Source organism: Thermorudis peleae (assembly GCF_000744775.1).
GTDB lineage: Bacteria > Chloroflexota > Chloroflexia > Thermomicrobiales > Thermomicrobiaceae > Thermorudis > Thermorudis peleae.
On the sequence record NZ_JQMP01000003.1, the window covers coordinates 1,270,771 to 1,282,181 of the forward strand.

Sequence of the window (11,411 nt, forward strand, 5' to 3'; positions counted from 1 at the left end):
GCGATGACGATGACGGTCGCTGCGGAGAGCCGCGGAGGTGCTATCCCGATTATCGATGGGCATACTGATTACCTCTTATCATTGCGCGAAACAGGCCGAGATTTTTTAACTGAGTCGACGGTCGGACATGTTGACCTTCCGCGTGCCTTACGAGGTGGGCTCTGCGCGATGCTCTCAGCGGTCTATATCCCGTCGGATTGGCTTCCGGAGGGTGCGCTGAGTTATACGATCAACGCGATCGATCGACTGAACACGATCATTCAGCGATCAAATGGGCGGATCGTGCTAGTGCGAGAAATCGCTGACCTGCAACGTTGCATCCGTGAGGGAATCTTTGGCGCAATTCTGCATTACGAAGGAGCAGAGGCTATTGATCCAGACTTCTGCTTCCTTCGACTCTCGTATCAACTTGGATTGCGTTCACTTGGGCTCACATGGAGTCGTCCAAATATTTTTGCTGAAGGCGTCGGGCCGTTGAATCGGGAGCGCGGCCTCACGCAGCTTGGCCGTGAACTTGTTCGTGAATGCAATCGCCTTGGTATTCTCCTCGATGTCTCACATCTGAACGAGGCTGGCTTTTGGGATGTACTTGAGTATTCACAGAAGCCGGTCGTTGCCAGTCATTCCAATGCTCGAGCGCTTTGTCCCGTTGAGCGGAATTTGACTGACGATCAAATTCGTGCACTTCACCAGAAAGGTGGAGTGATTGGAATCAACTTTCATGTCGGGTTTCTCGTCGAGGGAGCAACCCGCCCGGAAGATGTCTCACTCAATCAGCTGATTGACCACATTGACTACATTGTTGGTTTGACAAGCATTGAAACCGTCGCTCTCGGCTCTGATTTTGATGGTGCAACCATGCCAAGCGAGCTTGCTGACGCAGCAAAACTCCCTGCACTGATCGCAGCCTTGCAGCAGCGTGGCTATGATGAAGTAGCCATCCGCAAGCTCTGCTATGAAAATTGGCTTCGCGTTCTTGGTGCTGTTTGGGCAGCCTAACGGGTGGGTAGAATGCTACCCACCCGTTCGCCTCTGCTTTGCTGCAGAGGTTGCTTATGGCACAAGTGCCAGTGACTTGCTGGCGATGACCGCTTGGACAAGTGCCAGAAACTGCTCGATTGGCATTGCGCCGAGATTCTCATTACTTCGTAGGCGCACGGCAACGCTGTTGCTTGCTGCCTCTTTATCACCGACGATGAGCATATAGGGAATCTTCTGCAGTTGTGCGTTGCGAATCTTGGCCTGCATGCGTTCATCACTGGTATCGAGCTCTGCCCGGATCTTCGCTTCTCGCAGTTGTTCCAATACCTGCTGGGCATAGGTGTAGTGCCGATCTGCGATCGGGATAATGATGGCTTGAACGGGCGCAAGCCAAACTGGAAATGCACCAGCGAAGTGCTCGATGAGGATGCCGATAAATCGTTCAAGTGAACCATAGATGACGCGATGAATCACGACCGGCGTTTTCTCTGTGCCATCGCGGTCAGTATAAGTGCAGTGGAAACGGCGTGGTAGCTGGAAATCCAGCTGGATTGTCCCAGTTTGCCATTGGCGACCAAGCGCGTCTTCCATAAGGATATCGATCTTCGGCCCGTAGAAGGCACCTTCGCCTTCGCCGATCAGGTATTTGCCTGGTCCGGCATGCTTGTCGAGAATGCGCTTGAGCGCTGCCTCAGCTTTATCCCAGGTTTCAAGGTCACCCATAAAGTCATCGGGCCTGGTGCCGAGACGCAGCGTGTAGGAGAGGTCAAAAATGCCGTAGAAGAGACGCGCAATATCAAGGATGCGGTCAAATTCCTCTTCGATTTGGTCTTCGCTCACGAAGATGTGGGCGTCGTCCTGCTGGAACTTCCGGACGCGTAGCAAGCCATGGAGTGTTCCTGATCGCTCAAAGCGATGAAGGATATCGCAGTCGGCAAGGCGAAGCGGCAAGTCGCGGTAGCTTCGCTTCTTGAGGTTGAAAACGATCATTGCATTCGGGCAGTTCATCGGTTTCACGCCGTAGGTAAGATGATCCTCGATCGGGATAATGAACATGTTTTCACGATAATGCTCCCAGTGACCTGACGTTTCCCACAGCGATTTCTCATTGATTAAGGGTGCGGCGATCTCGAGATACCCACGGCGCTCGTGCTCTTCGCGCCAAAAGGCGAGTAACGTATTGAGGACTTTCAGACCTTTGGGCAACCAGTAGGGCATGCCTGGCGCGGTTGGGTCAAAGTGAAACAATTCAAGTTCTCGCCCCAAGCGTCGATGGTCACGGCGTTCAGCTTCAGCTAGTCGATGCAAATAGTCTTCGAGCTCAGCTTGGGTTGGCCACGATGTGCCATAGATGCGCTGAAGCTGTGGCCGGCGCTCATCGCCTCGCCAATAGGCTCCGGCAACACGCAAGAGCTTGAATACGCCGATTTGCGACGTGTTCTCGACGTGTGGTCCGCGACAGAGGTCGGTGAAGCCATCGTGTGTGTATGTGGTGATGACTTCGTCAGGAGGAAATTCGTCGATAAGCTCGAGCTTGTATGGTTGATCATGAAAGAGCTTGCGTGCTTCTTCGCGGCTAACGACTTGACGGATGAAGGGGTAAGCCGCTTCTTGAATCTCCCGCATGCGCTGCTCAATGGCCTCGAGGTCATCGGGGGTAAGCGGTCTAGGTAAATCGAAGTCGTAGTAAAAGCCGTCGGCAATGGCTGGGCCGATCCCAAGCTTGGCGCCGGGGAAACGCTCGAGTACTGCTTGCGCCATCACGTGTGCACAGGAGTGGCGCATGCGCGCCAAGTACTGCTCTCGTTCGTTCTCCGGCGTAACTTGAAAGTCCATTTCCCGAGCAAGAGACATTGTCGTACTCCTTTCGTCGAATCGAAAAGGCCTGCCGCCCTTGTGGGGGCGACAGGCCTTCCTGCTGCCGTGGTTCCACCCCAGTTCTGCTGCCATCGCCACTGAGAGCATCACGAAGGGCAGCAGCCCTCGTTCACTGTCTGATAACGGAGACCCCGGATGAACTACTTGCCTAGCGCGTTCGCTCATCAGCTCACGGGTGGTTGCCGCCCAGTTTCTCAAGCAAGGCTTGCAGCCAGACGACCTTGCCTCTCTGATGAGAAACACTCGGACGACCTGTCCCGGTCATCGCATCATGCGCATTCGCTTGTCGCCGGAATACTACCGATGCGCAGTCGCCCCGTCAAGTAAAACAAAATCCCCGCCATTTGCGGCGGGGATTGGTGGGCGGTAGTAGACTCGAACTACTGACCTCCACGATGTCAACGTGGCGCTCTAACCGACTGAGCTAACCGCCCATATCACTGAAGAGTATACCCATCATCACACGCGGCTGCAACCCCTTTGCCGGTTGTCTGCTCGCTGCTGTTCAGTCTCTTAGTGTCCAAGCACAGCTACGATCTCACGCCGCGGGCGATGGGAAATGGTGACATGGCCGAAGGCGCGGAGTGCTTTGCGTGCTCGATCATAGAGCATTCGAAGTTGCAGGTCACGTACCTGCCATCGGCCGCGGAGTTGTTCGGCCATGAGTTGGCTGTCGGTGATGATATGGAGGGTTACTTGCGAAATTGGCCAGTTGTGTTGCCGTGCATGCTCTTGCGCTCGCTCTAAGGCTGCCAACAGCGTTCGATACTCAGCTTGATTGTTCGTGACCCCGTCGCCAAATTCGAGGCGCATAATCTCGTCATGCCCAAAAGAGTCACTGAGGTGAAAACTGCCATATCCAAAGCCTGGATTACCGCGTGAGCCGCCGTCAACAACCAACGTAATGCGGGGCGTTTGCTGTTCGATCGTCACTGCTGCTTCTTTCTTACTCACACTGACATCATGCAGCAAGCAGACGGGCGCGGATACCGCCCGCGCCCGTGTATTGCTTCGCATGAGGCATTATAGTGGATGTCCTTAGCTAGCCGCAGCCTGCCGTGCCTTGCTTGCCGCAATGATCTGCTCGGCAAGATGCTGTGGCACCGGCTGATAATGGCTGAATTCGGTGGTAAAGGTGCCTCGGCCTTGGGTAATGGAGCGGAGTTCGGTCGCGTACCGTTGCAACTCAGCTGCTGGAACGAGGGCTTCGATCGTCGTATAGCCGTTTCCTTCTGGTTCCATTCCCTGAACCTGGGCGCGTTTGCCGTTTAGATCATTCATGACATCGCCAGTATAGCTGTCAGGCACAGTGACGCGTAAGCGGAGGATCGGCTCAAGCAAGATCGGTTTTGCCTGAAGCGCGCCCTTCTTAAATGCCTGAGCGGCTGCAATCTTAAAGGAAATTTCAGACGAGTCAACGGTGTGATATGACCCATCGACGAGGGTGACTTTGACATTCACAACCGGATAGCCAGCAAGCACGCCTTCTTCCATAGCCTCACGGACACCTTTTTCAACAGCAGGGATGAACTGCTTGGGGACAACGCCACCGACAATCGTCTCAGCGAATGCGAACTCTGCATCAGGTAACGGCTCAAGATCGAGGAAGACATGGCCATATTGACCATGTCCACCGGTTTGCTTCTTGTGCTTGTACTCGACCCGCCGCACTGGCACGGAAATCGTCTCGCGATAGGGAATGCGGGGAAGACTCATTTCGACATTCACGCCAAATTTGCGTGACATCCGCTCCAGCGCGATTTGCACGTGTGACTCACCGAGTCCAGAGAGGAGCGTTTCTCCAGTTTGTGGCTCACGGCTAACATGGAGCGTTGGATCTTCTTCAAGCAGCCGTTGCAACGCTGTGCCCATCTTATCGAGGTCTGTCTTGGTCTTCGGGCTCACGGCTGCAGTAAAGACTGGGCGAGGAAACTCAATCCCAGGCAGAGTGATCGGACGGTTTGGATCACACAGCGTCTCGCCTGTGTGGGCGTGTTGGAGTTTAGCAACTGCACCGATGTCGCCAGCGGTAAGCTGGCCAACCGGAATTTGCTCTTTGCCGCGAAGGATGAACAACTGGCCGATGCGTTCTGTCTCTCCACGCTGGGCAACAAGTACAGTTGAATCTGACCGCAAGGTGCCCGAATAGACCCGGAAGCAGGAAAGCTTACCGACGAACGGGTCGGCGATGGTCTTGAAGATTAGTACCGCGAGTGGCCCTTGTGGGTTTGGCTCAAGGGTGATCTCCTTGCCCTCTGGCGCCTTGGCTTGCGTCGCTCTGGGGTGGGGGAAGAAATCGACGAACGCGTCAAGCAGTGGAAGCGCGCCTTTCAAGCTCGTTGCTGCGGTGACAAAGACTGGCACAAGGACACGTTCAGCAAATGCCTGGCCGAGCGCTGCACGCAAGTCCTGCTCGGCAATAGGTTCACCATCGAGGTAGTGCATCATTAATGTTTCATCGATCTCGCAGACGCGTTCAATGAGCTGATTTCGGGCATCTTCGACTTGATCAACAAGATCGGATGGCAGTTCAGTGGTCTGAGGGGTCCCATCGTTTGCATAGGCATAGGCTTGCCCGCTGATAACGTCGACATAACCACGGAAGGCTTTTTCCTGTCCAATGGGGATTTGGAGTGGCACAACCGCTGGCCCAAATGCTTCACGCGCTTGCGAGAGTGCTTGGGCGAAGTTTGCATTCTCGCGATCCATCTTGTTGATGACGAGAGCTCGTGGCAGCGCGTGCTTCTCGGCAAGCTGCCACATCTGCTCTGTGCCGACTTCAACGCCTGCTGATGCGTCCATCAGCAGCACGGCGGCATCGACAACACGCATTGCGCTCGCCATCTCGCCGGCGAAGTCAAAATATCCCGGGACATCCAAGAGATTAATCTTGTGTTCTCGCCACTCAATCGGCAGAATGCTTGTTGAGATCGAGATACGCCGACGTTGTTCATCCGGATCCCAGTCAGAGACGGTCGTACCGTCTTCAACGCGGCCAAGGCGGGCAGTCGTATGGCTCACGAACAGGAGAGCTTCGCTTAACGAGGTCTTTCCTGACCCACCATGTGAAAACAGGCCGACGTTACGCAGTCGCTCAATTGGGTACTGTTTCACGGCTCCTCCTGTTCTAGCCCTAACGATGAACCGATTACCAGATCTGCTTGGGCTTTGCTCCTTGTCGCGTGCTGTACTTCGCTGATGCCTGCACCGCGTATTATAGCCATGATATGAACGAGACGTGAAAGTGGGGAGAGCGCATATGCTTGACCAGCTGTGGGAAAATCGGCTTTTTCTGCTGACGAAAGAACTGGCTGCATTGGATGGCGTGTCAGGTCATGAGCAGCCAGTAATTGCTCGCTTAACTGAGCTTATCCGGCCTTATGTTCAGTCGATCGACGTTGACTCTTACGGCACTCTCTATGCATTTCGTGAGGAGGTCGCAGCTGGCCCGGTCTTAATGATTACAGCCCATGCTGATGAAATCGGGTTGATCGTCAAGAGTATCGAACCTAATGGGTTATTACGCGTCGAGAAAGTCGGCGGTGTTATTGAAAGCCTGCTCGTTGGTCGACGCGTGCGGGTGCGAGGACATCGTGGTGTCATCGGTGTCCGTCCTGGGCACCTGCAAACGAGTGAAGAGCAACGACTTGTGCCATCTCTTCGTGACCTCTACGTGGACCTAGGCTATGACACTCGTGAAGAAGTCGAGGGACTTGGTATTCGCGTTGGGGATGCGATCGCCTATGAGGAACCAGTTGAACGCCTCGCAAACGAGCGGCGCATTACAGGAAAGGCTCTCGATAATCGTATTTCGTGTGCTGTCCTCGCGTTGCTGATGGAGCGGCTCCAGCATGTTACGCTCTCCTGTCGTCTCGTAGCTGTCGTCACGGTGCAGGAGGAAGTTGGGCTCCGGGGAGCCCAAATGGCTGGATATCGGCTGAATCCTGATGCAGCAATCGTGATTGATACTGTACCGGCTGGTGGTACGCCAGATGTCGATTACTACCGTGATCTCGGGATTCGGATTGGTGCTGGACCGGTCTTGGCTTTAGCGAGCGGCATGGGTGGCGTGCGTGGACACTTGGCTCATCCCGGCATGCGCGATTTCGTTATCAAAACTGCACAGGAAGAGGGAATTCCGCTTCAGCTTGCGCTCTTTCCGCGTAGCACGTCTGACATTGCGTCGTTGCATCTCGTCCGCGGCGGTATTCCGGCAGCCGTGTTAAACATCCCGCGGCGGTATGCCCACAGTCCAGTCGAGACGCTTGATCTCGGTGATGCTCTTGCCACACTTGCCTTAGCTGAGGCCCTTGTGCGTCGTTTCAGCTCTGCCGTTTCCCTCGGATTTTTGGAAAGTGAATGGCGGTAGAGCAGGATTAGGACGTGTGGGTCAGCCGCTCGTGAATGAGGCGAATGCCGATGAGGGTAAGGTCCGGTTCATAGCGTTCAATGTCAGGTACAAGGGGAGTAATGAGCTGGCCAAGCCCTCCGGTACTTACAATGCGCGCGGGCTTTGGAAGCTCTGCTTGAATGCGTTGGAGCAGGCCACGCACGAGTTCGGCGTACCCTAAAACTGTGCCAACTTGCATGCTTTCGATTGTGTTCTTGCCAATTGCACGTGGAGGAGCCTTGAGCTCAATGCCAATGAGGCGGGATGCCCGCTGTACGAGTGCGTCGAGTGAGACAGTCAGGCCAGGCGCGATTGCTCCGCCAAGGTATGCACCATGCTCGTCAATGACATCAAACGTCGTTGCCGTGCCAAAGTCAATGACGATCGCTGGGCCTCCAAAAAGCTCAAAGGCCGCAACAGCATTACACAGTCGATCAGCGCCAACCTCCCGTGGATAATCGACAAGAATGGGAAGCCCAAAATTCAGCTCTCCGTTAATGATAACTGGCTCACATCCAAGTCGTGTGCGGGCAAGCTCACGGAACGTCATTGTCAGTGCTGGGACAACACTTGCGATCGCGACTGCTTGGATAAGTGTGAGGCGGTATCCCTCTGCCTGGGCAAGCGTTGTCAAAAGTGCCCACCATTCGTCAACCATGCGATCACGAACGGTAGCGGCGCGCCAGCGTGTTACGAGTTTTGGTCCGCTGAAAAGGCCAGCAACAATGTTTGTATTGCCAATATCAAGCGCGAGTAACATGACTCCTCCGCAGCCAATCGACGTTCGATAACTGAGCATCATTCTAACCGAGGCTATACATCAACGTGAGCAGCCGTGGTTCTGTGCCTTTCGGTAAGATCCAGCGCAGTGAGCAACTCCGACCGTACGTATGGATCCTCTTCGCGCGCAAGTGCTTGGCGGAGCGTAGGCAGCGCTGCTTGGCCACCAAGTTGCGCAAGGGCCCATGCAGCGTGACCACGAACCAGTGGGTGGGGATGCCGTGCAAGCACTTCTTCGAGCACCGCTGCATCATCTGGCCGACCGCAGTTTCCAAGGGCGATGGCTGCATTCCGCGCAAACCCTGCCCACTTTGCACCCAAAACGGCCCGCCCGCGATAAACCGTGCGAAACTCTTCCTCTGATATGCGGAGGATCCACTCAAGACGTGGAAAGCAGTGTTCTTCACGTTCAGGCAAGAAATCTGGATCGATGGTTGATCGGGCCGCGATTGTATAGGGACAGGCTTCTTGGCAAATGTCGCACCCAAAGACCCAATTGCCCATCAATGGCCGGAGTTCGAGCGGGATGACTCCACGATGCTCGATGGTAAGGTAGGAGATGCAGCGTGGGGCATCGAGTTCGTATGGTCCAACGAGCGCTCCGGTTGGGCAAGCTGCCAGGCACGCTGCGCACCGTCCACAGCGTGGCCGAAGGGGTGGATCAGGCTCGATCGGTATATCGACAATCATCTCTCCGAGCATCACCCAGGAGCCGTAGTGAGGAACGATGATCATGGTGTTTTTGCCATACCAGCCGAGCCCTGATCGCGCAGCAACAGCACGATCGACGATGCGTGCTGTATCCACTAGGAAACGTGCCTCAACAGGACGACCAAGCTCTTGCTCGAGCAGAGCGTGGAGGTGTTCCATACGCTTTCGGAGCGTTCGGTGGTAGTCCTTGCCCCATGCGTAGCGTGCAATGCGTCCACGCGGAATTCCATCGTCTGGTGGCGTAATCGACGGTGTCCAATAGGGTACACCAATGCTGATGATGCTTTGGCCCGTTGGATGCAGATTGCGTGGAGTTAGCGAAAACAGAGCACGTTCCTCGGTAAACCAGTCCATCCCCCGAAGGCGGCCATCGGCGATCCGCTGGTGAAGGACAGGCCAAAGTTCCGGGAACGGCTCAGCCGTGGTAACGGCTGTCACACTCAACCCGGCAATGGCAGCAAGTTCACGCAGGCGTTGTCGCTCGATCATGATGCAGTGCTGTGCTGGACGATGTCATGCTTTTGCAGGAAGGTTTCAACTTCTTGGAGAGTTGGCAGGCTCGTCTGTGCGCCAACGGATCGCGTTGCAAGTGCTCCCACTGCATTGGCGAACTGGCCAATGCGCTCTAGTTCCCAGTGGTGGACAATGCCATAGATAACGCCAGCAGCGAAAGCATCGCCGGCACCCGTAACGTCGACTGGCTCAATCGTAAATCCCGGAACGTGGACAACCTGCTGTGCGGTGAAGAGTGTGCATCCTCGGCTGCCTTGGCTGATCGCCCCAATCCGCATACCCCACAGCGACATCTGTGCCTGTATGCCGGCAATCGCTTGATCAACCGTCTCTGTTCCTGTAAGTTGGCAGAATTCGTGCTCATTGCCGATCAGGACATCATGCTGTAACCCGAGGCGAAGTGCCGTGGCAGACGAGCAAGACAACAATGACGTAACCAAGCCCACCAGTCGACTGCGTGGAGCGATGTGTTGGGGCAAGTCGACGAGGAATTGTCGTAGCCGCTCATCATCAACGTCAACAATCAGCGCATCGCTGGCGAAGAGCTCGGTAACGGGCAAGGGGTCGCCATAGCGTGGCCGTGCACCTGGCACCCACACAATCGTCCGTTCCGGCCCCAGTTCTCCGGGGGTGATCAATACAAGGCAACGATCGCTAGGTGTTGATGGACGTGTTGAGATCCAGTCGTCAGCAAGACCACGCTGGCGCCAATCTTCCCGTAGCCGTATGCCTGCATCATCGTCCCCAACAACGCTTGCGAGCCGTACGGTACAACCAAGTTGGTGCAAGGCCACGCAAACGTTCGCCGTCGTACCACCAGGTAACTCGGCCTGCTTTTGCGCGATTGCGTAGTTGCCTGTCTGGATTAGCCGATCGAGGATGAAGAAGGTATCCCATGTCATACAGCCAACGGCGGTGATGCGTAGTCGGCGTGGGCGGGAAGTACACATGGGATGTCCCTGCCGTGTTACGGTGAGTTGGCTTCAATGACTGGAATGGAGATCATACGCCGCTCGGCTTGTGGTGAATCGTCGCGGGCCTGGCCATTCGCGCGCTCAGCAAGCACCAATTGGATTTCTTCCTTGAGCGCAGCGACGATTTCATCTTCTTCGACTCGCCGAACGATCTTGCCCTTGCGGAAGATGACGCCCTTGCCACGGCCAGCAGCAACGCCGACGTCGGAGTCGCGCGCTTCGCCTGGACCGTTCACGACACATCCCATGACTGCAACCTTGATCGGCTCGCGGATCGTCTTGAGGTAGGCGTCAATCTCGTTGGCGAGCTTAAAGAGATCAACTTCGACTCGTCCGCACGTTGGACAGGCGACAAGCGTTGCGCCTCGCTGTCGCAGCCCGAGGCTCTTCAGAATCTCATAAGCAACGATAACTTCCTCAACGGGGTCGGTGGTCAAGGAAACGCGAATCGTGTCACCAATACCTTCAGCGAGCAAGGTTCCAATGCCGACGGCTGAACGAATGGCGCCGGACTTGGGAGTGCCTGCTTCCGTTACCCCAAGGTGCAGCGGGTAATCACGAATCTTCGCCATGCGGCGATAGGCCTCGAGCATGACCGGAACTTCAAAAGCTTTCAGCGAGACAACAATGTCACCGAAGTCAAGATCCTCAAGGATACGAATATGCCCAAGCGCAGTGCGAACCATGTGCTCAGCGATGAGCTCTGTCTGTGTCGCTCCTTGGGCTGCCATCTCATCGACGAACTCGCGGGTCATCGGTGGCAGTGACCCGAAGTTTACGCCGATCCGAATGGGGACGTGGCGTTCCTTCGCTTTCTGTACTACTTCCCGGACATCTTCCGGTTTCCGAATATTGCCGGGGTTGAGGCGGAGCTTGTGAACGCCAGCTTCAAGTGCCCGGAGTGCTAAGGTATGTTCAAAGTGAATGTCAGCAACGACCGGGATCGGTGAGTGTGGAACGATATCGTTGAGTGCTGCTGCCGCGACTTTGTCGGGAACAGCAACGCGAACAATTTCGCATCCCGCGTCAGCAAGCTCGTGAATTTGCCGCAACGTTGCTTTCGGATCGCGAGTATCGGCGGTCGTCATAGACTGCACCACAATCGGTGCATCCCCGCCGATCTGAACATTACCAACCCATACTGGTCGTGATTTGCGTCGCTCGTATGGCATGGTCTCTCAGAC

9 protein-coding genes and 1 tRNA gene are annotated in these 11,411 nt (G+C 55.5%); 2 read left to right on the forward strand and 8 right to left on the reverse strand.

Going from position 1 to position 11,411, the window contains the following annotated elements; genetic code table 11:
- Positions 1-3 precede the first annotated feature (3 nt).
- Positions 4-999 (forward strand): dipeptidase, encoded by a 996-nt coding sequence (locus N675_RS08805; RefSeq protein WP_038039017.1) that lies wholly within the window; start codon positions 4-6, stop codon positions 997-999.
- A 54-nt stretch (positions 1,000-1,053) separates the two neighbouring features.
- On the opposite strand, the gene thrS is transcribed toward N675_RS08805, so the two are convergent.
- The 4 genes from thrS to fusA form a co-directional block, all read right to left on the reverse strand.
- Positions 1,054-2,835: a threonine--tRNA ligase gene (gene thrS, locus N675_RS08810; protein ID WP_051914500.1), complete on the reverse strand. Its 1,782-nt coding sequence runs from the start codon at positions 2,833-2,835 to the stop codon at positions 1,054-1,056.
- 381 nt (positions 2,836-3,216) lie between these two features.
- Positions 3,217-3,293: transfer RNA gene (locus N675_RS08815), tRNA-Val, on the reverse strand.
- A gap of 79 nt (positions 3,294-3,372) precedes the next feature.
- Positions 3,373-3,792, reverse strand: a complete 420-nt coding sequence (locus N675_RS08820; RefSeq protein WP_038039679.1) for a ribonuclease HI family protein — start codon at positions 3,790-3,792, stop codon at positions 3,373-3,375.
- 105 nt (positions 3,793-3,897) lie between these two features.
- Positions 3,898-5,973, reverse strand: coding sequence for an elongation factor G (gene fusA, locus N675_RS08825; RefSeq protein ID WP_038039018.1), 2,076 nt, complete (start codon positions 5,971-5,973; stop codon positions 3,898-3,900).
- 145 nt (positions 5,974-6,118) lie between these two features.
- Here fusA and N675_RS08830 point away from each other — a divergent pair, with 145 nt between their 5' ends.
- The gene (locus N675_RS08830; protein ID WP_051914501.1) at positions 6,119-7,228 is read left to right on the forward strand and encodes a M42 family metallopeptidase; all 1,110 of its coding nucleotides are present in this window, start codon (positions 6,119-6,121) and stop codon (positions 7,226-7,228) included.
- Positions 7,229-7,235: 7 nt separating this feature from the next.
- Here N675_RS08830 and N675_RS08835 read toward each other — a convergent pair whose 3' ends face one another.
- Genes N675_RS08835 through ispG form a run of 4 tightly spaced genes read right to left on the reverse strand, consistent with a single transcriptional unit; the run spans position 7,236 to position 11,399 of the window.
- Complete coding sequence (locus N675_RS08835) at positions 7,236-8,009, reverse strand: type III pantothenate kinase (protein WP_038039019.1); 774 nt, start codon at positions 8,007-8,009, stop codon at positions 7,236-7,238.
- A 53-nt stretch (positions 8,010-8,062) separates the two neighbouring features.
- Entirely contained in the window at positions 8,063-9,229 is a 1,167-nt protein-coding gene (gene queG / locus N675_RS08840) for a tRNA epoxyqueuosine(34) reductase QueG (protein ID WP_051914502.1), read from the reverse strand.
- A complete protein-coding gene (locus tag N675_RS08845; RefSeq protein ID WP_038039020.1) occupies positions 9,226-10,203 on the reverse strand; it encodes a carbohydrate kinase family protein in 978 nt (325 codons plus the stop codon). The genes queG and N675_RS08845 overlap by 4 nt, the downstream gene beginning before the upstream one ends.
- Positions 10,204-10,220: 17 nt before the next feature.
- Positions 10,221-11,399 (reverse strand): flavodoxin-dependent (E)-4-hydroxy-3-methylbut-2-enyl-diphosphate synthase, encoded by a 1,179-nt coding sequence (gene ispG / locus N675_RS08850; RefSeq protein WP_038039021.1) that lies wholly within the window; start codon positions 11,397-11,399, stop codon positions 10,221-10,223.
- Between the last annotated feature and the right edge of the window lie 12 nt (positions 11,400-11,411).